This is a genomic window from Bradyrhizobium sp. USDA 4501 (assembly GCF_054062115.1).
Genome location: NZ_JBSSEX010000001.1, coordinates 1,797,623 through 1,822,751, shown reverse-complemented (window position 1 = coordinate 1,822,751; position 25,129 = coordinate 1,797,623). Strand labels below are relative to the sequence as shown.

Genomic DNA, 25,129 nt, shown 5'->3' with positions numbered 1-25,129 from the left:
CATCTCGTTATCACTTGGCGCTAGATCGAGAATGACATGCAGAACGAAGCTCGCAAACCAGAACAAGGCGCCAGGGAGGATGATCAAAACATCGGAGACCGTCTCATGCTGCATATCGCTACCGCACGCGAAAGACCTGCCTCACAAGTGGAGCCGGAACGCGAGCTCTCCTTCGAGCCGTTGCGCGAGAGCGCACTGACCGGCATTTTCGAAATATCGAAGATACTGAACGCTCCTTGCCGACTTGAAGTCACATTGGCCAACGTCCTCGATCTTCTGCAATCGTTTGTGCAGATGCGACACGGTATCGTCTCACTGTTCGACGATGATGGGATGCCAGACATCACCGTGGGCGCCGGTTGGAGCGAAGGCAGCGACGAACGCTACCGGCTGCGCTTGCCCCGAAAGGCGATCGAGCAAGTCGTCGCGGCGGACCGGCCTCTTGTCGCCGAAAATGTGGCAGCCGATCCGGCATTCAGCGCCGCCGATCTCGAGGTGCTGGGCGCCTCGGATGGTACGCCCGTGTCGTTCATCGGGGTTCCAATTCGCATCGACCCCAAGGTCGTGGGTACGCTGACAGTTGACCGTATCCGGGACGACAGGTCGAGTCTGCGGCTCGATCACGATACACAGCTACTCGCCATGATCGCCAACTTGGTGGGGCAGACAGTGAAGCTGCATCGCTTGTTCGCTTGCGATCGCGAACGGCTGATGGTGGAGAAGGACCGGTTACAAAAGCAATTGTTTGAGCTTAGGCAACCTGCACGGGATCGTAAGAAGGTTCCGGTCCACGGCATCATTGGCGATAGCCCGGCGCTCCGTGGGCTTCTCGAGAAGATCGCGATTGTAGCCAAGTCGAACAGCACAGTTCTATTGCGCGGTGAATCCGGGACCGGAAAGGAGCTGGTAGCCAAAGCCATTCACGAGTCGTCATCTCGCGCCAAGCGGGCCTTCGTCAAACTGAATTGCGCGGCGCTGCCTGAGACGGTCCTGGAGTCCGAATTGTTTGGCCATGAAAAAGGTGCCTTCACCGGCGCGTTCAGCTCGCGCAAGGGGCGCTTCGAGCTTGCTGACAAAGGGACACTATTTCTTGACGAGATCGGCGAGATCTCGGCGCCGTTCCAGGCGAAATTGCTGCGAGTTCTGCAAGAGCAAGAGTTCGAGCGCGTCGGCAGCAACCAGACCATCAAGGTCGATGTTCGTGTCATAGCAGCGACCAACAGGAATTTGGAAGAGGCCGTGGCAAAGAGCGAGTTTCGTGCTGACCTATACTATCGGATCAGCGTCGTTCCCTTGCTCCTGCCACCGCTGCGCGAACGGCGCAGTGATATTCCGCTGTTGGCCAGCGAGTTTCTCAGGAACTTCAACAATGAGAACGGGCGTACGCTGACCTTGGAGCCGAGCGCGATTGATGTGCTGATGAACTGCGGATTTCCCGGAAATGTCCGAGAACTCGAGAACTGCATTCAGCGCACGGCGACGCTGTCCGCTGGGCCAGCGATCGTGAGAAACGATTTCGCCTGTTGCCACGGCCAATGTCTTTCCGCGATGCTGTGGAAAAGTACATCGGAGCAGATGATCATGCCACCGGTCCCGAGCACGCCGGTGCTGGCTAAGTCGATCGCTCCGCTATCGGAAGCGACCGCGCCGGCTCCGCCAGGCGGCAGCGAGTTGGCCTCGCTGACTGCTCCTCCCGGTACAGTCCTCGTAAGCGGCGCGAAGATCGCCGATCGCGAGCGAGTCATTGCGGCCATGGAAAAATCTGGATGGGTGCAGGCAAAAGCAGCGCGCTTGCTGGGGCTAACGCCGCGCCAGATTGGTTACGCGTTGAGGAAATACGGAATCGAAATCAAGCGGTTTTGAACGCAAGGATCTTGGCGTCACTTACCTGGCGTGCCTGTCGGCGTTAGGGCGCTGTCGCGGCCCCGACGCATGTCGGTATTCGTCCCTCGCAAAACCGGGCCAGGTCGCTCGATCGGCCCGGTCCAGGCCTTTGTAATAGCGAGCAAAGCCCAAGGAGAGTCGTGATGGTACGAGACTTGCTGGCCTCTTCGCAGCTGTCGCAACTTTTGGAGCAACTCCGTGCACAATGTCGTCTGCATCAAACAGGTTCCTGACTCTGCGCAGATCCGCGTGCACCCCGTTACTAATACAATCATGCGTCAGGGTGTGCCGACCATCATCAACCCATATGACCTCTTTGCGCTTGAGGCCGCGCTGGAACTGCGCGATCGGTTCGGCGGCGAAATAACCGTGCTGACAATGGGCCCGCCCTCGGCGGAAGACTCTTTAAGGAAGGCGCTGACCTATGGCGCCGATCGCGCCGTACTGCTCACCGATCGATGCTTTGCGGGCTCCGACACCCTTGCCACGACGTATGCACTGGCAACAGCTATCCGGAAGATTGGTAAGGAATATGGCCCGGTAAACCTCATCTTCACGGGTAAGCAGACCATCGACGGCGATACCGCGCAGGTTGGGCCCGGCATCGCAAAGCGGCTGGGCGTGCTGCAGCTTACCTACGTCGCCAAGGTTAGATCCCTGGATCTCGTCGCACATACAATCGAAGCAGAACGACGTTCGGAAGGTGGTATCCAGGTGCTGCACACGAGACTTCCCTGTCTCGTCACCATGCTGGAGGCGACAAACCAGATTCGGCGCGGCGCGATGGCGGATGCCTTACGTGCCGCACGGGCGCCGATCGTGAAATGGAGCGCGCACGACGCTGGCGTCGAGGACATCTCCAAATGCGGTCTCAAGGGCTCGCCGACCGTCGTCAAGCGAGTGTTCGCGCCATCTGCACGCGCTGAGAAGGCGGCTTTGGTTGAGGCCACAGAGCAACCGGCGCAGGCGCTGATAGACGCCATTTTCAAGCATCAACCCAAGCTCGAAGCCGATCTTGCGGCATCCGCCCGTGATGCTTGATCTGGATAGAAGCTCAGTCAGGCCATAACACAAGGCCAGCTTCGAAGTGGCAGTGACGACGAGGCGAAATCGGTCTGCATCAGGAAGCATCATGCTAGGGCGATGCCGTCTGCACGCCCAAAGTGCTGTCCTTTGGTTCAGGGTGTGAACGGTCCGCGGTTCTCGACGGTTTGGCGGTGCCCCGATAGATCGTCAGTGCCGCGATGATGCCGAGCGCGGCTGAAAACATCAGCCAATACCCCGGGGAGGCCTTGTCGTTGGTCCGCTCAATGAGCCAGGTCGAGGCCAATGGCGTAAAGGTCCCAAACAAGGCGGCCGCAAGTGCGAAGGCCAAAGAAAAGCAAGTTGTGCGCACATGCGCGGGCACGATCTCAACGAGCGCGCCCAACATAGTTCCACTGTAGGTGCCAAAATAGAACGAGAACATCATCGCGACCGCCAACATCTTCCCGAAGGTGGGAGCGCTTACCAGCCAGTTCAAAGCCGGATACGCGGTCATCAATGCAAGGCCGGCAATGGCGAGCAGAACGGGCTTTCGGCCGATACGGTCGGAGACGGCGCCGCCAATCGGATTCCAGAAGAAATTGGTCATGGCGACCAGGAGAGTAACAAGGAGAGCGTCCTGAGCGGATAGCTTCAAGACTGTCTTGCCGAAAGTGGGCGTGTAAACGGTGACGAAATAGAAGGTCGTTGTGCTCAGGATCGCCATCATCATTCCGAGAACGACCACGCGCCAGCTGACCAGCGCCGAGGCAAAGATCTCGCGGGCTTTCGGGTGCTTTTTCATCGCCAGAAATTCCGGCGTTTCCTCCAGTGTTCGACGAAGAAGGAAGATAAGCGGGATGATAAGGCAGCCGAGAAAGAACGGAATGCGCCACCCCCAGGAGGCAACGGTTTCGGCCGGCATCGACCCGTTCAGCAGGTAGCCCACGCTCGCCGCGACAAAGATCGCGACCTGCTGGCTGGACGATTGAAAGGATGTATAGAAGCCGCGATTGCCTGGGGTTGCGATCTCCGCCAGGTAGACTGAAACGCCGCCGACCTCGACGCCGGCGGAAAAACCCTGCAGCAGCCGTCCGGCTAAAACGATAATCGGGGCAGCAATGCCAATGGTCGCGTAACTAGGACAGAAGGCGATGATGACAGTGCCGATCGCCATGATCGATAGCGTGATGATCAGGCCTTGTCGACGGCCGATCTGGTCGATATAGGCGCCGAGGACGATTGCGCCTACTGGACGCATTAAGGCTCCGAGCCAGAACACGCCGAAGGTGTTGAGCAACGAGGCTGTTTCACTTTCGGACGGGAAGAAGGCTCGTCCGATAGCGCTGGCGTAAAAGCCAAACAGGAAAAAGTCGAATTGCTCGAGGAAATTGCCGCTGGTTGCACGCAGGATCGCATTGACGCGCGATTTAACCATCCCGGGCTGAGTAAGTCTTTGTGACACGCGAGTTTCCTTCCCGTCAAGAATGGCCGGTTCGGAAAACCTCACGCCAGCCCAATTGCGTCAGGCCGTGACTTTGTCGTTGGTGACAGTACCGGCCGCGCGGAAGGCGCCAGATCTTTTCGGCGTATTTTCGGCGATAATTAGATTAGTGCAGATATTTCAGCGCCGGTTCGCGGAGCACCAGCAGATCTCAACGACAATTGCCGCAAGCTAACTTCATTTCAAACCAAAGTTGAGAATTCAGAAGGTGATTCGTTTGCCGGCTCACGGCAGCTATGTGGCTTGTTGGAGCAATCTCGGTGGTCAAGGACGTATGCCCCTCGCGGGCAGAGGCTGACACTTATTCGCTGCTTGATCTCCGACAGCCATGCAAACCGTGTCAGACTCAAGACACTTGCCCTGACGAGCCCGTATGAGCGTTTTCCCAAACTATTCCGAAGCTTATGGCGTGAGAGCGGGTTTTGGCATGACGATTGCTGAAAACGTGCGAGACAACAGGAGCGGACGAGTGCAGGCGGAACGGGTAAGAACCAGCGGCGGTGTTTTCTCAGATGCTCGTGGCGGCGAGCTGCCGACATCTCGTGCAGATCGCGGCTGAAACTCTCAAGAGCGCGGCAGATGCGCCTCCTTTTTCTGACAGGGTTGTCGCCGCATCAATCAATGGGCGTGCTCCATGTGTGAAAAGGATTGGGCTCAAGACGCCCGGCTAAGGGGGCCGCGAGGATGCAAAGAGTAGAGTTCGCCTGGAAGGCGACGGCGGTCATGAGCGCCATCGAGCCATCGAGCTCTTCTGTCTCGACCGGCCAATAGTTGGTCACGACGAGAATTCGTTTCTTCAGGGTTTGTTCTCTCCTCATGGCTATCGTCCAAATGACGTCTTCTGACGCTTCTCGATTTTCGCGGGATCAGCCTCCGCAGATATTTTGCGCGCATTTGACTGAGCGCGCGCGAGCTCTGTTTGGCACACATCCCTTTGCTGAGAAGCTGTCCGAAAAGCAGTTTGCTAGCCTGCTGCCTGAATATCTGGCGATGTCGCAGGCGTTTCCCTATCTGCAGGCAGGATCGCAAAAGGATCTCATATTCGATGCAATGCATCATAATCGGGATCTTCCCAGGGATATTGAGCTGACCAGCGTCGTCGCAAATTTCATTTGCTGGGATGAGACGGGCGGCTATGGCCGAATTATCCAGGGTGGCAAGGCGGCGCTACCCGACATTCTGCTGACCGAAGCGTTTCACTCGAACCTGTTCAGAAGGGATGCATCGCGACTGCTCGGCAGAGCAATACGTCCCAACTATAGCGCCACGACGAACCGGTACCTGCATTCTCTCTATGACGGATTATCAGCAAAAGACCCCGTGGTGCGTTGCGCCTACATGGTCGCCTTTGAGCTGCACGCTGCGGAGATGATCCAGGCGCTGTGGACCACCACGGTCAAAACCTTTGACACGCGGCCCGACGATCTTGAGTACTTCCGCAGCCACGTCGGTGGAGAAGATCCAGCCGAGAAGTATCATGGAGAGATGACAAGCCGCCTCATTGGCGAACTTGTCTCGGCGGATCGCAATGGTCGTTTTCTGGACGAGTTCGATCGGGCCTATCGACTGAACTTAAAGTGGTGCCAGGATCTGCTCCGAATTTCCTCACTTGAGCAAAATGACCGAGCTGAAATCGAACACCGTGGCCATTGTCATTGTGGTTCTGTCAAATTCCTCGTGCGGGCGCCGCGGCAGCTATCTGCAGTTCGATGCAATTGCTCGATCTGCCGGATGTCCGGATTTATGCATTTGCTGGTACCTGGCGATAGGCTCACGATTGAATGCGGCGAAGAGTTCCTCACCACTTACCAGTTCAATAAGAACATCGCCCGGCACACGTTTTGTCGCGTTTGCGGCGTCAAGCCATTCTATCGCCCGCGGTCGAATCCCTCCGGATTCAGCGTCAATGTTCGATGCCTGGATAAAAGAACGATCGAAGGCATCAGAATTGATGACTTCGATGGCGAGCATTGGGAACAAGCATTCCGCTCGAAGCGACCAGGAGCCTGGCTCTGCATTGAAGAACAAACCCCGGAGTGAACCCAATGGCGCGTTCAGCAAACGACAAAAAAGGCCTACTTTCAGAAGAGGCTCTGACGAAATTCCGCGTAGAGCTGCTGGTGAAGGGTACGATCGTGATCAGCCCCCAGACGTTATTTACGCAGGATGAATTGGCAAGGATCAATCAGCTGCAGGCTGAGATTCCCGAAGAAGAGGTGCGATTGGGAGATGCTGGCGACTCGCACAACGTCTTTGTCAAACGCGTGAGGGTGGACCCGCCCGGCCGCAATCCCAGCAACGTGGATGGCGCAGCGGCGGGGCAAATCATCGATCTACTTGAAAGGAAGGACCGCGGCTTCGCCTTAAACCGGATCCTGGGAGCATCGTCGGATTATGTGATTCGCAGATGCCAATTGCATCGTATGCCGCCTGGTTCGTTTGTAGGCATCCATTTGGATGCGGAGAGCGATCCAGACTTTGAGTACTCCGTAATTGTGCAGCTCGCGCAGGATTTTGAGGGGGGCGAATTCGTCGTATATCCGAGCGCGTATGAGCAGCAGGTATTTCGACCACCACTTGGTGCGGTGCTCGTCACAACATGTAGGCTGCGCCATGAGGTGAAGGCTGTATCCGCCGGGGAGCGCCGGTCGCTGGTCTATTTCTGTTCGAAGCGCAGCGGCACAAACCGGCGCGTCATCGAAAGCTCTAGCAGCGGCCATAAAGCAAGCTAGCTCAAAAATTTACGAATCGGTTGAGTGGCGCAAGTGCTCTCAGGCAGTGAGATCGGCAGATCGCACCCATCTTGCAGAAGATCTGTCTTGCGAGATGGTTTGTCGCTGCGGCGCGCGCTTTCAGGTTGGCTCCGGTGAGGGCCGTCGGCGAGAGCCATTCGGAAAGGAATGACGTGGTGACCCGCCAGGATCCCCGGAGCGAGCTCGCGCCCACAAAGGCGCGTCGGCGGTTCCAGATTCTACCGGGTCGAGGTGCGCCAACGTTGGTCAACGCGGGAACCGGGTGTTTCGAGCAGTGAATACGTTTTTTGCCGGGTCCATTTGTTTTGGAGGGCCTATGCGGCGATGCCTTCGTTGGCACCCATCGTCAGCTGATCGCTTGCTGCAATGAGCGTGGCGGTAGATGGTGAATTCGGCGACCGAAATTGCTCTGGCTTAAGGGAGTCGACGCAAACACCCGCGCGGACAGGCTGCTCCTCGCCCAGGCTGCCAGAATGCTGATCCGGGCCATGGAAGCCACGATCGGCAGAATCGCGCAACCTGCCTCATAAGTATACCGGGGCAACGTCGCGGAACTTCGTCACTGTTTTCGAACTGCGGGTGTTCCGGCGCGTGCACGACCGTGTTGTCGCGCCGCTCGTAGAAAGCTATGGGCTCGTCAGGTTCTCGACAGCTATCCGACCTAGCAAAGCAGGCGGATGCTGGGACCATTTGGGACGGTGTGGCGAAACCAGGGTCTAGTGCAAAGGACAGGCGAAAGAGAAGCGGTTAGCTGATGCTCTAATCGCACTCGCTCGATCGCCGATTGTCCCTTGCCGCAGCCGAGGCCCAGATATTTCACCGTCGAAAGTGACTGCGAATGAACTTTCCCTCTCCTGGTCGCGCGCTTCAGCAGTCGGGCAGCGCGGGCGCGCAAGACAACTCGTCGGTCTCCCCCTTGGCGGACGCGGCGGCATTCGGACAACAGCTGAGAGAGATCGCCAATGCGGGTAGTGGCGTGCCGGAGCAGACCTCCGCCCAGCTGGTCGGCGCATCGCGAAGCGTGGCGATGCCCCTTACGGATACCGATCAGCAAGAATATTCGAGGCTGTCGCATGGCGGAAGCTCCCGGGCGATGCTGCTGCCCTCCGTGCAGCAGTCGAGCCAGGGCCAGGCGGTGTGGGCTTTCGCAGGCCGTAGCAGGCAGCCCCTTTATTCTGAAGATGTGCCTCTCGTCGAGGGGTTGAGAGCAGCACTCATCAAGCGCGGATTCAAGGAGCGTACTGCGAAGGGGCACGTCGGTTCGCTTCTCAGGTTCGGACGCTGGCTCGTCAAACATAGCAAGCAGGGAATTGCCCAGCGTCTTCACGAGAGTACGCTGAACAGCGATGCAGCGGCTTTCGAAGAGATTGGCGGGCGGGGTATCCTCACTGCGCTCGGCCATCTGCGGACCTCTCAGATGGCGGGCGGAGGGGGGGTGATCCCATCGCGGACTGGCCCCTTTGCTCAGGACGCCGAGCTCATCAAGGAGTACAAGTCGACTGTCATTAACGAGGCCAAGAAGGAAGCAGCGACGGCATACAAGTATGGAACTGCCCTAGGCAAATTCAGTGAGTACCTGCGTAACAATGCCAAGCTCGCCATCGCTGCCCGGCTTCACGACAAGTCGCTGGATGAAGACCTCATGCGCTATGAGGCCACCCCCGATCATCACCCGAAGGTTCGAGCTGCACTAGCCCACTTGCGAAAGACACTGGCCGGCGATGACGCGGTCGAGCTTGATGGCGGCTTTCGTCCCGATACGGAAGCCTCGGTCGGAACGGATGAAATGCGGTCGGCAGACGTCGTTGCGCCCGACAGTGTGTGGCAGCGAACGGTCGGCTGGCCAGAGATGCTGCCTGCGCAAGGTTACGAGCGGGATGCGCCCTCGAGCGTCATGGATCAACCGAGCCCCTCGGTTTATCTGGCTCGGCAAGCAGGCCAGATCGGGCGCAGCGCCGATCTCCTTTATTCTGAGGATATTCCCCTCATTCTCGGGCTCAGGGAAGCGCTCCTCAGGGGCGGGGCTGCCGAGCGCACAGCCAGCAGCAATGTAGATTATCTTTTAGGCTTCGACCGCTGGCTCTTTGGCAACGACAGGCAACCAATAGCGGAACGGCTTGACCACGAGAGACTGGATGAAGAGATCGAGGAATTCATAGCAAAGGGCGGTGCCACGAATGTGCGTACGGCACTGGCTCATCTGCGGACCTCTCTGGCAGCGGGCGGAGTTGCACCCGTCGCAGGCCAACCTGACCTAAAAGCCTATCCGGACGACGCAGCACTCATCAAGCAGTACAAGGAAGACGCGGCCGCCGCCGGCACATCAAAGCTTGCCAGGACCTATGCGAGTGTTATGACCAATTTCAGTCACTACCTGCGCGAAAACAATAGGCAGAGCATTGCCGCTCGCCTTGAGGATTGGCTGGATAAGGATAAGTCGCTCATCGAAGATATGGATCTCTATAAGCAGTCCGGTGGGTCCAACGCGATCCGTGCCGCGCTAAAGCATGTGCGGACCGGTGGGAGAAAACCCGTATCCCTGCATGCTGAGGATGCGCCGCTCATTTCCGGGCTGGAGAACGCGCTCATCAAGGCGAACTTCGAGAAGATAACCGCCCAAACCAATGTACGGATTCTCCGAAGATTCAGCCGATGGCTTGTTGCAAACGAAAAGCTGGCCATTGCTGTCAGGCTTTACGATAAGTCGCTGGATAAGGATGCAGCAGCTTTTGACAAGAGCGGCAAACGGCGCGCCCTCACGGCACTGGGACATTTGCGGGCCTCGGCTGCCGGAATTGCGCCGAGGAAGCACGGTGCTGAGCTCAGCCCTTATCCCGAAGATGCGGACCTGATCGAACACTACAAAACCGCAGAATCGTGGCCGACTGCCAGAAACGATGCACCTTTCCTTATCAGTTTCAGCGATTACTCGCGGCATAAGCAGAGCATTGCCGCCCGGATATCCGACGAGTCGCTGGATGGACATCTCCAGACGTACAACGGGTCCGGCGGTCATGCAAAGACTGGTGCTGCACTGGCACGTCTGGCAAAATCGGCCGCAGGTGTGCGTACCACGGAACTCAGGCGCACAACTGATGAAGTCGCGCCGGACAATGCCCCCCTAGGTGCCGTCAATTCGCCTGTGGATGTTGCCGCGGAAGAGCACGACCATCTGTCGGGGGGACCGCCTGCGGCCAGCACGTCCTCGCTGCTCGCGCCGATCCCGCACCCTCACGAGGCTCCAGATCCTGGAGAGCGCCTGGATGCCTTGAGCGAGAACTACGAGAATGCGATTGCCGCGGAGGGGCTGATCAACGCACTTGATTGGGACGATTTGCTCTCCACCGAGTACGTTGTTGGCGATGATGAGCACGTGGTGGCGGGCGCTAGATCGACGAAGAGACAGCGGATCGACAATGATCCGCAAAACGGCGCGTTCGAGCGGCAGTCGAGCCACAACAGCGGTTCAGAAGCCGAAGCGTTGGCGCAGCTTCCAGCCAATCAGCCAGATGCTTCCGTTTCACAGGAACAGAATGGACATGGCTACGAGCCACCGCCACGAGCTGCCCCGGGGCACGTTGTGGACGAAGCTTCGCAGCAACGATCACCGCAGCGGCTTGTCAGCTGGCCATTGCTTCTGCCGACGGCTTACGATCAGGATCACCTTTGGGGGACGTTGGTAGACCTTCCGGCGTGGCCCGGGTTAGCCAGCCCCGAGCGCGCGCCAGAGATAGATCAAGTAGCAAGGCCAGCAATCGCTGGACCAACCTCGAGCTGGTCGCTGCCGATGTCGCCCGACTTTGATTGGAGCATGCTGCCGGCTACGCCAGCCTCTGTCGAGACTCGTTCGTCTGATGTCGAGCGCGGTGTCGAGGCCCTGATGGATTTGCTGTCTCAAGAATTGCGTGATGATGGCCAGTTTAGGCCATCACGCACGCCAACTGATGCCGGCATCCAAGGCGTGGCTCCGGCGGTCAAGGTGGACGGGCACAACGGACAGCGGCTTGGCCTGACCGAATGGTTGCACGACGAACATATCGCCGCCGACTACGCGCTGGTTGAAGAGGAGTTATATTGGAACAATCCCGATCTTGCTCGCCAGACGCGATTTGTACACCCGGCGCAAGCCCAGCTATTGCGTCTGGTGCCAAGTGAGAGCGACCGCATGCAGATCCTGCTGCAGATCTTCAATGAGGAACATACAGATGTCGCCAACTTCTTGTTCGTCCCCGTGAATGATGGTGGAGTTGCTGGCGGCGGATCGCACTGGTCGCTGCTGCTGGTTGATCGGCGCGTGCCGACAGCCGCGGTTGCCTATCACTATGACTCTGCCGGGCTTCGCAACCGTGCCGTTGCAGAACAGCTCGCAGCACGTCTTGGCTCCCGCTTGCAAGCGGCACGGATGGCCCAGCAGCAGAACGGTCATGATTGCGGAGTCTTCGTGGTGGACGCGACGCGAGCGTTGGTCGGACGATTGGCGCAAGGAGAGCGGCCGGACCGTGAGCCGCTGCACCTCGATCGCCTCATCGCCGATCGACCGGCACTTCAGGATCGCCTCGGGACTGATCGCGCCTTACGCTGACGGACTCCATCCGACCGCCGGTTTTCGCCCGGATCCGTCTGTCGGCTGAACAGCGCAGCCGGCAACGGATATCCGCATCAGGCGAGATGGACGCGGATCCCGGTCACCTCCCAGGTACCGTCCTCCAGCACGCTGTCGGAAGCAGGGGTAAGTTCGAATGATTGGAGTGGCAGGATACATGCGGTTACCATGACCCCAATCAAACCAATGTGAGTAGCCGTTGTTTGAGATCGTCGGCGGCGGGCCGGTCATACGCAATCACGAGGCACTCCACCGTGCCAGCCTCCTGGTCACTGGCGAGCGGGATCACGCCCTGCTTGCGTGTGCCATCGAATAGAAAACCCTCCCTGGCGAAACGTTCATGTGCAGCCTTGAGCGAACCCGATCGAACATTCCTCACGGATGAAATAACGTGGGAACCGGAGTAGTCGAAGCCCAGGAGCCGGACGGCAATGCTGTGTAATACCGAGCCGCCACCCCAGCGGCCGTTCGCTTCATTGAAGAGCAGCCGCCCGTCGTTCGTGAAAATGGCGTCAATATTAACCGGTCCGCGATATCCTAGATTGCGGACAAGGGACACGAAGCGGTGAGCATGCGTCTGCGCAGTCAACCATTGCTCATTCCTCAGATCGCTTGGAAGCTCTAGTCCTGTCCAGATCAGAGCCTTTTCGGATTGATCTGTGCTTCGACGCAGACGTATGTTTCCACTGTTGATGAAGATTAAACCATCATTCTCGATCTCATACTCAAGATAGAAGAGGGACCTGGCGAGGTGATATGATTCCACGACCAGCGTGCTGCACGACGCCGTGGCCATCTCGGCCCAAAGTGCGTCAGGATCAAACGACGGCCATAGAATCCGCCGTGTATCTCTTGCCCCAGGCAGTGGACCGCTTTCGTTACTGGCCAGGATGATATTTCCGACGCCGCCGGCCCCATTGTCCAGCTTCACGATGACCCTGCCGGTCTCGTGCCGGAGCAAGTTGACCGCCCGGAACAATTCGTTCGAGTTCGTCGTGACGATTCCATTTGGCATCGGAAGCGCGACACTTGTCGCCAATTGACGGAAATGGCTCTTGCGATTCAGCAGATCAGGTCCTCGCTGCAGAGCGAAATCGTCCCCGGTTTGCGGAATGCCCAGCATCGCCGCCAATCGCGCGACGCCTTCGCTGGAGTAGCAGGGATACATGCTCCACGAAGATGTTTGACGAATATGGCTGTTGAGTCCCTCAACGATGCTGCTGGACAGCAGGGTGCAATCATTCAAGACCGGCGCTTCGTGACCAAATTCAGGTACAAGCAATGAAACGCTTGAGGCGTCGAAATCGAGTGTCTCGCCGATGTAGGAGAGCAGATCTGCCGGGATGGAAAGTGGCGAGACGATCAGATCACCCTCCTTAGCAAACCACGTCGAACGGTAAGCCGAGTTGGCAGCGAGCGCGAGTTGAGCTGCTGTCAGATCGGGGCCCGACATTTGGGGCGTACCGGCATTCATGATTATGATCCGTGGCATCGGTCACCTTTGCGTAGTCGGTTACTCAGAGAGCGTTAGCAAAAACGGATGAACTGGCTGCCCGTGACCTGGAAATGCGGCCGACAAGATCATTTCGTGGCATCACGGCATCATCGGCAGGGTTGCTGGAAAGCACGGCGTGTCTGCATCCCCCGAACTCAACTGCCGCCTCCCTTGCCGCTTGATTGCCTGCTGGCTTCCTTCGGCACAAAATGCTGGACCTTCCCCATGCTTGAAAATGATCTCGCTTGGAACCTTGAGCCGGGCGAGCCGCGACCGGACATGCGCCATCAGCGCTTCTGCTTCGATCCGGGCGCGACCTCGCAACGCGCTCGCGAGGCCGCCATCACATGGTTTGGCGTCCGTTGCACAAGCGATAATCACGACCTTCGGCAGGACAACGCAGCTATTGATGGTCGTTACGGGTGCGATCAACGGATATTGCCTGGCCAATCGCTGGCGATTGATTACTCATTCTGCTTGGCTCAGCAGTGGTGGTGTGCATCTGCCCGTAGTGGTAAGCGCACCATGATGACTGTTTCTTGCCTGGTCTTTGACAGACAGGCTCGCCGCACATATAGGCAGCTCTGGCGTCTCCATCCTTGAAGCCGATGATGGCCCGGCACTGGCCTTCAATATGATCGATCAACAAGACTTTGTTGACGCCGTCAGGCTCTTTCAACTTGCTGCTCCAGGATACCAGGCAATCTCTTCGGTGCCGTTCCGTTCACGCCGAGTGATACTTGCAGCGGGGGCCCGTTGAAATCCTCTGGAGGTTCACGGCCGGTCGCACATCTCCGCGACGAGAACCCACCGGCAGGCCGGCATGAACGGAGCGAAGAGCCGGTTCGGCGGACTGCTTTTGGGACTGTGTTCCGCCAGAAGAGGGGTTCGGGTTCAATATCGGGAAGAGGCCGCCGCGCCCTGCAAGGGCGCTGCATCGAACTCTGCATTGATCTCTTCTCACGTCACCTGCTCGTTGCTGGGCCGACTTGCGCCAGCCACAATGTTGCGATTCTGCAATGCCCGACCATTGCAACTAGCCGCGAGGCGTAAGGCTGCGTTCAAGGCGCGTTGCGTTACTGTTTCGACCGACAGGCCGCCAGGGATGAAGATCATGACCAACCAGGGTGCGGGATTGTTCTGACCAGCTGAGACATTCGTCAGTCCCGGCGGCGGATGAAGATGCGTGCCAACCGAAATATCGTACAACTTAACGTTACGTCCGTTTCAAGTCCTTTCTGACAACCTGCGTGTACATCCCAATGGGTATGTCGGGGCAGACCCCGGGGGTGGGTGGAGAGCTTGCAGCGCGATTTGCGTCAGAAAGTTGCGCTCTTATGAGAACGGTTCTGCTGCTGACCGGGTCCTTGTTGGAGAGGCTCGCACGTCCAGCGATCGACTGCTCGCAGCTGTAGCCGATTCCGCGACAACTTCCGCTTAGGCACGCTCACCTCCCGTTTCGTGGTTATCGCAGTGTCTGACAGAGGCGATACAGCAGCCGCGCGCGAGGTTCGATCGATGAAATATAGAGTTGCTCATAATGCGTATGCGCGCCCTTGCCGTCTACGCCCAGGCCATCGAGGGTTGCGGTATGCGGCGCGGTGAAATTCGCGTCGGAGCCGCCGCCGCTGAACGCGTCGAGCAGATCGAAACCGATCTCAGCGGCAAGTTGCCTGGCGTGTTCGTAGAGCGTAGCGCCGGCCTTGCTCTTCTCATAGGGAGGACGGTTCAAGCCGCCCAATACTTTCAGGCGAACGTCATCGGTGCGCGAGGTCATTCGGAGGATTCTTGGCACCAACTCGTCTGCATGAGCCATGGTCGGCACGCGCAGATCGACTTCCGCATAAGCCTGTTCGGCGACGACATTTGGTTTAGTGCCGCCGCGGACGACGCCAACGTTGACGGTGATGCCGCGCGAAAGGTCGTTCATTGCCTCGAGCGTCTGGATCACATTGGCTAATTCCCGGATCGCGCTACGGCCGTCCTCGGGACGTGTACCGGCGTGCGCCGATGCGCCCTTGATGAGCACATCGAAGCGGCCAACGCCCTTGCGCCCGGTGATGACCTTGCCGCCGTCGCGCGCTGGTTCGGTAACCAGCACATATTTCGCCTTGCGGCCCTCTGCCTCGATCAGCGCCCGCGAGGTCGGGCTGCCGATCTCCTCATCCGACACGTAGAGGTGGGTGATGCCGAGCGGTGGGCGTGCGTCGTCGGCGCAGATCTGCCGAAATGCATGATAGGCCAGATAGGCACCGCCCTTCATGTCGTAGGTGCCCGGGCCGAACGCGCTGTCACCGTTGATTTTGAACGGTAGTCGTCTTATGGATCCCATCGGATGAACTGTGTCGAGATGGCTCAAGACCAGAATGCCCGGCACGCCTTGACCCCAGGACGAGCGCGTGACCAGGTGATCGCCGCAACCCTCGCGTCCCGCAATGCGTTCGATGGTCGCCGGTAGGTCGCGATAGCCTGCCGCTACCACGTCAGCCAGCTTGTTGAGCTGATCCGGCCGCTCCGTCGGCGACTCGAGTTCGACCCATCGGCGGATGCCATCGAGGATCGCGGAGGTTTCAAACGGGTGACTGGACATAGTTGTCTGATGCCCCTCGAATCTGAACTTTCATCACTCGCCCAAGATCATGGTACGCCCACTTGCCCGCATCGAGATCGAGCACGGAGATCTCAGCTTGGCCGTCTATTGCGACGCAGTGCGCGTTTGAACCACGATCTTGCCGCGATGCTACGCGCCTACCGAGGAGAACTGAGCTACCAAAGCTGGTAGTTTACGTCGTGGACCATGTGGGTCCAGCATGCGGCAGGAAAGTGTAGCTAGTCGCGAGGAATGCGTGTTTCTCAACGTGAGGTGGCCCGTAAGAACCAAACCAATCCACGAGTCGGCGGGATGATTGTTTGATAACTGTCGCTCCAGTACCGGTCGTCCGCTCAATACGTATTCTATTCTAACGACGTTCTGCGCAGAACTCGAAGCGCGCGCTCGAAATTGAACAATGTATAGCCGTGGCCAGTCCGCGCTGCGGAAACTTGTCCGATAAATATCCTATGTGTGCCAATGATCTTGTCGTCATACCAAGCGCATTCGAGCGCGCAAAATGCTTGGTACAATAACGGCACATCAATCATGCTTTGAGTCCAGGAAGCGGTGCCGAAGCGATGAACACGTGTCGCTCCATCCTGGCCGCAAAAACGCAGACTAAGCCCTCCTCGTCGCTGCGGATAAGATTGATTGCAGAACTGCACCTACCAAGTATTGCGTCGTGCAACTCAGAGGAGCGAATGCCGACAAGCAAGCACGACGAGTGCGATGCAGATGGAGTCATGTAATTCTCTATCGGTCGACGTCGTCCGCCGGCCGCTCCGGGCGTCACGATGTCACGATGGCGGCACCGTTTGCCAGAGTTCGCATTGCCGGACGGAGGTCTGCCGGCTGGATAGACAGCAGTTTCCCTAGCCAGGGGATAACTGGTGCTTCATAATCAGCTTTCGACCGGAGTGCCGCCCTGGTTAGCGCGCTCAATGCACTCGCAAGAGAACACGCTTTTTCGCATCTAGAAGATGCACATCGAGCGTCGCATGCAGCGAACCCCGCAGCTCGGGCGGGATCGAGCCGTCCGTATCGATCAATTCACGAAACTTTCGAATGATGTGTTCTATCATTGCGATGGATCCGAGTGCCTCCAGCTTCTGTGATGACATTATCTGATTATCTCCTTTGGAACGCAGCGCACGCCGCGGGTCTCTCTCTCGGCAACAGGCCCGCAGCAGACTCTCGCAGATGAACAGGAACGGCTCTCGAACCCGCGTGCTTAATGCGGATTGCCTTGATCGGCGCGCGGCAGGCGGCACATGCTCATCGAAAGCTCCAAGGAGTCGACGCCCATTCGCAGCTGAAATTGCTTAGCGCTTGTCACGATCGGCCTCCGCCGGAATCTCCTTCGAACCCGGAGCCGTTGGAGACCGCAATCAGGCGTTTCAGTCGAACGGCTGCGCGGCCACCGTCAAGCGCATGTTGTGCAAGGGCGACGCCCTCCTGCAGCGTCTGGATGCGGCCGGCCACGATCAGTGTCGCCGCCGCATTTAGAAGTGCAGCGTCGCGAAGTGGACCTGGAATGCCATTGAGTACGTCTTGCAGGGCGACGGCATTGGCCTTCGCTTCGCCGCTCTCCAGCGTCTCCTTGTCGCATCGGGCAAGCCCGGCTTGTTCCGGCGTTACTTCAAAGGTGCGCACTGTGCCGGCCGCAAGCGCAGCAACAAAGGTCGGTCCGGCGAGGGTAACTTCGCCGACCCCGTCAGAGCCATGAACCACCCATGCCGATTCGGCGCCGAGGTTTTTCAACACGTAAGCCAGAGGCTGGACCCATTCGCGAGCAAATGTCCCAACGATCTGCCGCTTGGCCCTGGTCGGATTGGACAGGGGCCCGATGAGGTTAAGGATGGTATGGGTCCCAAGTGCGGTCCGGATCTGGCCGACGCGCCGCATCGCTGGATAATGGGCCGACGCAAATGAGAAGCCGATTCCGGCTTCGTTGACACAGCGCGCAACGGCCTCAGGCTTGAGGTCAACGTTGACACCGAGATGCGCCAACAGGCCTGCCGTGCTAGGACTTGAAGATGTATCGCTGTGGGCATGCCTGGCGACAGGAACGTCGGCTCCGGCGACGATAAAGGAGGCGCAGGTCATGACGGCGGCCGAATACGCAACGCTGTCGCTCGTACTAACCATATTGATGGGATCGCATGCGATCTCGATCCGCGGCATTCTCTCTCGCACCGCGGAGACGGCTCCGGTGACCTCTTCGATCGTTTCGCCCCTGACTCGCAAACCCATCAACAAGCCGCCGATCTGCGACGGAGTCGCATGACCCGACAACAGGCCGTCGAATGCTGACGCAGCTTCCGCACGGGTCAGAGTGGCGCCGGTAGCAACTTTACCGATAATTGATTTCAGCGCTTCCATCGACTTTACACGTTCATTGTCGGCATCCGAAGCGCTTCGCTTCAACGGAGGCGTTTGTTGAAGAGACATGGCACTGCCTGTCTTGATGAAGCCGTCGTGCCCATCGACGCACGGCCGAACGTCGACGTTTGAGTGATCGGGTGGTTTGGGCACCACCATTTTGGCAAGGCTACAACCTGACGCTACGTGAGGGTCAAGCTCTCCATGTCGTGGATGCTGTCAAGAGATCGCTGGCCGATGAGAGCAGGGCCGTCGCTACGCCAGCAAAGATGGCGAACGCAACACCGGCGATTGTCACGGCTCTGGCGAACTCCGCACTTCGGAAAGCAGCCCATAGCCGGGAGCATCCCGCCGGCGCGCGCCTGGTCGGCGGCCGCGATGATCTGCCCAGGATCGAGATAACTTGTGATCGGCGTTCTGCCGCCGACCTGAATGGCCAGGTCGGCCATGGAGACGGCGGGTGTTCTCGCATCTAGTTCGTCGTAGGAAATTGCAGAACGCAGTCCAAGCTTACGTAATGTTTTTGACGATGCGGGCGGCTATCTAGGGCAATTGTTGCATTTGCCTATCCAGATAAGCATCAAGGGACCAAACCGTCGTGAATGGCCGAGCTCCTTGCTTCCCTGCCGACGTTTCGTGACCGTCCTGCGTGCGAGGTGGGCTATCTCGGAACGTGAGGCGGGCGAGCAGGCCACTTGATCCTCTACTTCGAGGTGCCGCCATTCTTGCCCGTATCTCGTGAGGAGATCACGTAACGGCATTGCTGGCTGAGGCTGTTGTGCTTGGATCTGAGGCAAGCAAGGATGGCGACGTAGCTCGGTATGTGATTGCTGCAAAGGCGGAACACGTCCTCCATACACGCCTGTCTCTCCTCGGGAGTCGGGGCTTGATCTCGCGCGTTTACCTGCCGCGGGATTACAGCAGTCACTGCGGCAGCTAGAGCGACGGCGCGGCAGGATTTGAGGAGCGAAGCCAAACCGGTCAGTTGGTCTTGAGTCATGTCATTCCTTAAGAGTGGTGGTCTGCGATGTCTTGAGCGAAGCGCAAAATCCTCTGTCCGTCGGCCAATAGACGTGTAGCGCCAGGTGCAATGCTCCCGAGTTCCGTCTCGCCTACTCTGGTATGCCTCGATGTCCTGAGGTATTCGGCGTGGTACGTCGTTCGGTGTTTGAGCGCAGCCCCACCTCACGGCCGATAGTTGCCGTCACGCCGGCGCGATACGGGATCGAACAAGACCTGCGGCCTGGTGCCGGACCTATCGAGGCAGAGAGAGGGCCAAACGCCAGGTGCGCTAGCTGATGACGCAATTGATCCTGAATAACGAACCCTGCTGGGACACCAGCAGGTCATGTTTAGTGTAGTCGGCCTGCGCGCCACATTAATGTGGAGACGGCGATCGGGATGATGCCTTCTGTAGAAATATCGAAGGGCCCGATTGCTTCCGCCGTTGGCCGAGGTAGCCTCGGATAACGTGTGAACAGGCACGTGTCTGTAGAAGCGTGTGATCCCGCGCGACTCTCGCCAGGTGAGTTTAGATGTTTGACACATTCGCTCTTCTCACTGCCTGCAGCAAGCGTCCGGATTGTCGGAGGCGGTCCCAGCCTGTCCAGGATCGTACAATCTGACGCTGCGTATGATTCAAGCCTCTTCTTGATTCAAGTCGACCGAGTAACCGCTGGGTGGCGAATGGCGCTTTGATGGCCGCCGGCTCTTACGTGATTATACGGAGCGCCGGTGTCGCATTTCTTTGATGTCTCAATTGCATGCTCACGGCATGAATCCGAAAAGTAAACTCTATCAGCCCGACCACTGGCGAAGCCGTGCGGAAGCAACGCGAAAAAGGGCGGAAGGACTTGCTTACGGTAAACCCAGAGACAGGCTTCTTAACGTTGCGATCGAGTACGATAAGCTGGCTCGGCGTGCCCAAGAGTGGCAGACGCGTAGAAGGGAGGACGAAACATGGCCAGAGCGAGAGCTCTAGGGCTTTGCTGGGCATCGAGAAGCTGCGCCAAAGCTGGACGGCCGCAGCGCCAATCGCGGAGCAAATGTCACTCGGCAATCGGCGCATCCAAGCAAGTAGCGCTGAATATGGCGCTTTGGTCCACGATCGGCCTTTTGGCTTCGAGGCACATTGAGTGGCCTCGAAGCTGGTTCGGCATGGTATGCCGGGTGCGTCTTCTTGCCTCAGTTGCGAATTCATATCCCGCTAGCCAAGCCGGGGCGCAAGGCTGGCTCGTGAAAGACAAGGCTGGCTCGTGAAAGAAGTGTCCGCTTCCCACTGACGGCGGGCATATTCCTGCCCTGCAATCGGACCGCCGAGGTCGGGAGGTGCGTGGGCGTGCCACCCGACGCAGCTTTCCTTGCGATTTTTCGGTTCTGCTTGCTTCTTTGGCTCATAAGACCGCTGCGACGATCCAGTAAATGCTGGCCCAGAGCAGCGCACCCAAGAGGAGTGCGGCCAGCGGCCATAGGTTCCATCGCCGTTGCGCCTGCGAACAACGGCAATCGGCACCATAATGCCTGACAGTGGGGTCCTTCGGTGCGCGCCAGTGAGTCATTGACCACGTGCCGCACTGGTCCGCGGGGAACGGTTGGTTTCCGGATGCATCGTATCGTTCATAAGTTCGCAGTCTTCCTTCATGGTTCGGGTTGTCGGAGTCTTGTTTGCAGCGCCACCCGCATCCAGGTGATGGCGTTCTCATGCAATGGGCGGTTAGAGATGGTGTTACCAAAGCTGAGGGGCGCTGGGCAGCGCATCGCTCAGAGCTAAACAAATAGCCAGATAAGTGGCGCCTGGACTCAGCCTGGACTCAACTGCAGCAATCAGCATGCCACGAGCAGACAGGTGCCGGCGCAGCCTTGATGCGAAGGAAGCTACGCGAGCTCGCTGCCCTTGGTCGGAGTTGCCACCTTGGTGTCCGGAAGGCGACATCGGCATCGAAAGAAGGAAAGAGCTCGCTAGCGACATTCGACAAATAGGGGGTGGGGGTTGCATTGTAGGGACGCGGCAAGGGGCAGCCGGCGGCAGCGCGATTGCAGTGCCTCAAGATAGATAGACTAATCAGCTTCTCTGACCACTAGCTTACGAGATCGCATCAACCCATGGATGTTATCGGTATGGGGACAATGTATGCTTAACCGTCACGGCGTGACGCGAGCCCATTTCGATTTTGCTACCGCACGAATCAATTACGGTCACATAGATGACGCATTGGCACTGTTTCAGAGCCGGCGAGCAGAAAGCAGCGAATGATCGTAGGACAGGTGGTGAGGCAGCAATAATCGCGCTCGCGAAGCATTGAACGAGGATAGGCGAAATATGCTGTGGTATTGCGAGCGATAATGGAATGTAGATGTCAGGCCATGTCGGAGTGCATACCAAGCATGGTGGTCGATCCGGCGGCGATGAGGTGGTGGCCCTCGACGCCTCTGTAGGATCAAGCGCATCTCCGCGAGACCTCGACGCGGCGCACGCAACGAAACATTGTGCGTTAACTGCTAAAGCTAAACGCTACATCGTATGCTGACGCGCACGTTGTTCGGCGGTGTACACTGCAGTCAATGAGCAAGGCGCTCCGCATGGGCCTCGTGCGGTAATCGAGATGTCGGCTCCCATAGCCGCCGAGCCTCCCAGAGTGGCAATTCTCAACCTATGCGCCGGGTCATTATCGAGTGGATCTTGCACGGTTTGCATTCGGGCAATAAAGGCCCCGCAAGGACTGGCAAGCGCCTGGGCAGGGCGTCAGCGTCCAAAAAGACAGGAGAACAAGTGATGGACATCTGCGGCTTTCTCAGCAGGTGGTTCGCTGAAGAATGGTATTGGAGCGCCGTCCCAAAGAGGACGGAACATGCGCCAAGTTGTGAGTTGCAAAACAACAACGTCATCTACATCGACTTCAAGGCGGTCCACGAGGCAAAGGAGGAAACGTGCGGACGCAAATAATAGAGAGGCTGGAGGCCGGTCGCGTACAGTATGGCCAGTTTGCCAGCCTTCCAGGATCAGGTCCTTGCGGCATGTTCATTGTACAGGGACCTTGCGGCTGTGAACTGAGGATCAGCGGATTAATTCGTCCTGGCTGGGAGCATGTCGCTGTCTCAACACCGCGACGTTGTCCGAATTGGGAAGAGATGTGCTTCGTCAAAGACCTGTTCTGGGATGAAGAGGAATGCGTGATGCAGCTGCATCCCCCACACTCGCAATATGTAAATAACAGTCGGTATTGCCTGCATCTGTGGAGGCCAACTCATCGGGACATCCCAATGCCGCCATCGGGCTTTGTAGGCGTCGTTGGGCTCGGCCCATCGGAGGCGGCAATGTGGTTTGCCCGCATGAGTGCGACCGCATTATGAGGTAGGCTAAGGATTGTCCGCGTGGCAGATGAAAAGAAGTGGTTCGGCGATGTTGTCAGCCCCACACCGCAACGGAAGGTGTCGGCTGTTCCGTTTGCCTAACGTCGCGGGCTTGCCAGCCCAGCGAAGCAGGAGGCGATGATAACGCACCGGCCCGGCGAGTCCCGTGCTGGCGAATTGAGGGAACGACAGCGTCAGAATCGGGCCATCGCCGCGTCAAATCTGCGTGGAGAGCCGCGCCAAACCCGAGCTCGGGATAAAATTGCGTCCTCCGACGACTGTGCCCGACCGCTCCGTATCCTTGAAGTCGTCGATCAGGGCGCCGGCATTTCGGCCGAGATTAGGTAAGCGGAAAAGGTGGCCATCCAAGAGACGCCATGCGGCGGCTTCTCCAACCCGTTCTTGCTCGTCAGCTCGTCGTCAGCTTGCCGCAATACCATTCGCAGGTAGAGCTCGCCCAGCCCCACTCGGTCCAGGCAAGCATGCGCTAGAGGCACGGGACCGCCATGTTCAATCCGGTAATTGATCAAGCCACGCGCGCCGATCAAGCTGACGAACTGAGTCAGTCGACGGATAACAGCAACTTCGAGCAAGTGCTTACGGCTCTCGCGCAGGAAGAGAGCCTGCCTCCCGAAGAGCTGTCGGATAAAATGGGGCTCTGCTGCAGCAGGCCGTATACCTCGGATGCGAACGTTCACACCCCGGTCTCATCGGACCTCACCACCTCTTCTCTGTCTTCCGGTTCAAGTTCAGCTTCTCCGGCGGAGCCGAGCCAGCCTTTGTTCCGATACAGAACTGCCGAATTATCTGGCGCCAATGTCAATGGCATCTGCGTGGGCTTGGCAGCTGAGTGGCTCCTCAATCTCGCCAGTAGTCCATCGTCTCGAATGAGCGCGCTGGTACCGGGCGCTGAAAATCATGCCTCGGCGGCAGTGCGGCAGCAACGGTATGAAGATCTCAAGGCGTTGTTGCGAAGTGACAGGGCGGGGAATTCTACCAACCTTCAGGCAAAAACCGCTATGTTGCGGGAGGCGGGATTAGATCCTGCGAACGCTCAGACTCGATATGAGTTTGGAACGTCCTCCGGAATTGCCCGGATAGTGCGTGAAGTTACCCACGATCCATCGGTCTATCTGATCAGCCTGCGTTTTAAACCGCGTAACGCGCATACAATTGCGACCTCGACATCGAATGGAATGACGACCCTGTTTGATCCAAATTATGGAGAATTTACTGTTCGGTCAGACCAGATGGGCGAGTTGTTTAAAAGTCTCGGCGACCGATACAGGAATCCCCCGAACAGGCTTCGAATATCCACGGTCGTCACGCAAAGAATGACGTGAGTGGCATATCAGGGCTCCGGAGGCCGCTCCGACGTCCTCGCCCGAATTGTTTTGCATGACGGCAACGATCGCGATCGGAAGCCGCATTGGTTTGAGGTGCCAACACCGAAGCCATCGAAGATCGAATTTGCTGCCCACGTCCCGGCAGTGCCCTGAAGGTGTCGCAGCTTGGCGCCGAGATTCACGATGGTTGCGCATGAGGTGCTGTACGTTCGCGAGATTGCCTTGCTTGCTTGGAAGAGACCGACAGCTCACGCACGACAGAGGACGCCTGCCTCAAACTTAAGGAGGCTGAGTCGCCCTACGCCAGGATTGCGCGCCGCGGGAAAGCGCAATAACGGTGTCTGTTGAATGGTCTCGGTTGAGTTGGGGCGACCACTCGACTCCTTGAGGCGCAGGATTGAAGCCGTCTCAACCTTCCAAAAACAGGGTTAAGCTCCTGGTGTCGGCTTCAATGGCCTTGCCGACCTGCGGAGGTCGGCACGTTCGCCGGCCAGTTCTCAGCGACGCGCGGAAACGACCTGCTCCGAAACGCAATCGGCTGGTCGGTAAGGTCCGTGTTTCGCAGTAAGCTATCGGATCTCGTCCAGTGAGAGCGCATGCATCCCTTTCGCGCGGGCCGATTTGATCGCTGCGCGGTCGTCCGCTTGGGCGGCATCATCTGAAACCTTGCAATGGCCAGAATGGTCGCCCGGTGTAGATCGTGAGCTCGAAGCCGCCCAGGCCGGGATCGCTTGCCCATTCCACAGGTCCTGTTGCTCGTGAGGGAGTAATGGGAAAGAGCCTGTGGCGGACTCTTACCGGCCCTGCCGAGCCGCCTGTCAGATTCATGACCAAATGTTGGTAGCCGACCTAAATGCAGGCAGCGGCATGGGCAAAATCAACGATTTTGAATTGGCGCGCCGCTTGCTTCTTCACGGCGTCATCTTGATCGCTCCAGAGGCGACCCGTGAGATTGACTAAGCAGAGGTGGAGAGGGTGGCCAGGTTGCGAGCTGAGATGAACCGACCCGTGACGTGTCCAGCTAGGAGAGGGTCTAGAGGTATTCAAACAATGTGTGACACGCTTTGAACGCCCTGGATCCGCAACCCGATGGGAGCCGTAACCTATCAAGCCGCGCGCGTATTCCCGTTGTCGTGGCGAATTATCCGGATGTCTATTCGGGTGTTTTCAGGATCTGTTCCTGGATGTCATTTGTG

General features: G+C 58.1%; 18 protein-coding genes. 8 read left to right on the top strand and 10 right to left on the bottom strand.

What is annotated here, in order from left to right:
- Window positions 1–36 precede the first annotated feature (36 nt).
- Window positions 37–1,863, top strand: coding sequence for a nif-specific transcriptional activator NifA (gene nifA, locus ACVWZM_RS08395; RefSeq protein ID WP_456852541.1), 1,827 nt, complete (start codon window positions 37–39; stop codon window positions 1,861–1,863).
- A 219-nt stretch (window positions 1,864–2,082) separates the two neighbouring features.
- A complete protein-coding gene (locus ACVWZM_RS08390) occupies window positions 2,083–2,925 on the top strand; it encodes an electron transfer flavoprotein subunit beta/FixA family protein (protein WP_076829357.1) in 843 nt (280 codons plus the stop codon).
- 94 nt (window positions 2,926–3,019) lie between these two features.
- Here the strand turns inward: ACVWZM_RS08390 and tcuC are convergent, their stop codons facing one another.
- Both tcuC and ACVWZM_RS08380 read right to left on the bottom strand, forming a co-directional pair.
- Window positions 3,020–4,345: a tricarballylate/proton symporter TcuC gene (tcuC, locus tag ACVWZM_RS08385; RefSeq protein WP_456856645.1), complete on the bottom strand. Its 1,326-nt coding sequence runs from the start codon at window positions 4,343–4,345 to the stop codon at window positions 3,020–3,022.
- A 680-nt stretch (window positions 4,346–5,025) separates the two neighbouring features.
- Complete coding sequence (locus ACVWZM_RS08380; RefSeq protein WP_456852539.1) at window positions 5,026–5,229, bottom strand: hypothetical protein; 204 nt, start codon at window positions 5,227–5,229, stop codon at window positions 5,026–5,028.
- Between the two features lie 13 nt (window positions 5,230–5,242).
- Between ACVWZM_RS08380 and ACVWZM_RS08375 the strand changes: the two genes are divergently transcribed.
- From ACVWZM_RS08375 to ACVWZM_RS08365, 3 genes are all read left to right on the top strand, one after another.
- A complete protein-coding gene (locus ACVWZM_RS08375) occupies window positions 5,243–6,451 on the top strand; it encodes a GFA family protein (RefSeq protein ID WP_456852537.1) in 1,209 nt (402 codons plus the stop codon).
- 5 nt (window positions 6,452–6,456) lie between these two features.
- Window positions 6,457–7,143, top strand: a complete 687-nt coding sequence (locus tag ACVWZM_RS08370) for a 2OG-Fe(II) oxygenase (RefSeq protein ID WP_253624343.1) — start codon at window positions 6,457–6,459, stop codon at window positions 7,141–7,143.
- A gap of 859 nt (window positions 7,144–8,002) precedes the next feature.
- Window positions 8,003–11,746, top strand: a complete 3,744-nt coding sequence (locus ACVWZM_RS08365) for a Ulp1 family isopeptidase (RefSeq protein ID WP_456852534.1) — start codon at window positions 8,003–8,005, stop codon at window positions 11,744–11,746.
- A 199-nt stretch (window positions 11,747–11,945) separates the two neighbouring features.
- Here ACVWZM_RS08365 and ACVWZM_RS08360 read toward each other — a convergent pair whose 3' ends face one another.
- The 8 genes from ACVWZM_RS08360 to ACVWZM_RS08325 form a co-directional block, all read right to left on the bottom strand.
- Entirely contained in the window at window positions 11,946–13,241 is a 1,296-nt protein-coding gene (locus ACVWZM_RS08360) for a preATP grasp domain-containing protein (protein WP_456852532.1), read from the bottom strand.
- A 120-nt stretch (window positions 13,242–13,361) separates the two neighbouring features.
- The gene (locus ACVWZM_RS08355; protein WP_456852530.1) at window positions 13,362–13,694 is read right to left on the bottom strand and encodes a hypothetical protein; all 333 of its coding nucleotides are present in this window, start codon (window positions 13,692–13,694) and stop codon (window positions 13,362–13,364) included.
- A complete protein-coding gene (locus tag ACVWZM_RS08350) occupies window positions 13,666–13,941 on the bottom strand; it encodes a hypothetical protein (protein ID WP_143271008.1) in 276 nt (91 codons plus the stop codon). Before ACVWZM_RS08350 ends, ACVWZM_RS08355 begins: the two co-directional genes overlap by 29 nt.
- A gap of 786 nt (window positions 13,942–14,727) precedes the next feature.
- A complete protein-coding gene (locus ACVWZM_RS08345) occupies window positions 14,728–15,852 on the bottom strand; it encodes a M20 family metallopeptidase (protein ID WP_253624338.1) in 1,125 nt (374 codons plus the stop codon).
- A gap of 365 nt (window positions 15,853–16,217) precedes the next feature.
- Entirely contained in the window at window positions 16,218–16,520 is a 303-nt protein-coding gene (locus ACVWZM_RS08340) for a flavin reductase (protein WP_456852527.1), read from the bottom strand.
- A 273-nt stretch (window positions 16,521–16,793) separates the two neighbouring features.
- Window positions 16,794–16,976: a hypothetical protein gene (locus ACVWZM_RS08335; protein WP_253624336.1), complete on the bottom strand. Its 183-nt coding sequence runs from the start codon at window positions 16,974–16,976 to the stop codon at window positions 16,794–16,796.
- A gap of 211 nt (window positions 16,977–17,187) precedes the next feature.
- A complete protein-coding gene (gene trpD, locus ACVWZM_RS08330; RefSeq protein WP_456856643.1) occupies window positions 17,188–18,237 on the bottom strand; it encodes an anthranilate phosphoribosyltransferase in 1,050 nt (349 codons plus the stop codon).
- 182 nt (window positions 18,238–18,419) lie between these two features.
- Window positions 18,420–18,728, bottom strand: coding sequence for a hypothetical protein (locus ACVWZM_RS08325; RefSeq protein WP_456856641.1), 309 nt, complete (start codon window positions 18,726–18,728; stop codon window positions 18,420–18,422).
- A 3,523-nt stretch (window positions 18,729–22,251) separates the two neighbouring features.
- Here ACVWZM_RS08325 and ACVWZM_RS08320 point away from each other — a divergent pair.
- From ACVWZM_RS08320 to ACVWZM_RS08310, 3 genes are all read left to right on the top strand, one after another.
- Window positions 22,252–22,587, top strand: coding sequence for a DUF7694 domain-containing protein (locus tag ACVWZM_RS08320; protein ID WP_456852525.1), 336 nt, complete (start codon window positions 22,252–22,254; stop codon window positions 22,585–22,587).
- A 506-nt stretch (window positions 22,588–23,093) separates the two neighbouring features.
- Window positions 23,094–23,930 carry a YopT-type cysteine protease domain-containing protein gene (locus ACVWZM_RS08315; protein WP_456852523.1) on the top strand — a complete coding sequence of 279 codons (837 nt, stop codon included), beginning with the start codon at window positions 23,094–23,096 and terminating at the stop codon, window positions 23,928–23,930.
- 837 nt (window positions 23,931–24,767) lie between these two features.
- Window positions 24,768–24,893 (top strand): hypothetical protein, encoded by a 126-nt coding sequence (locus tag ACVWZM_RS08310; RefSeq protein WP_456852521.1) that lies wholly within the window; start codon window positions 24,768–24,770, stop codon window positions 24,891–24,893.
- The last annotated feature ends 236 nt before the right edge of the window (window positions 24,894–25,129 follow it).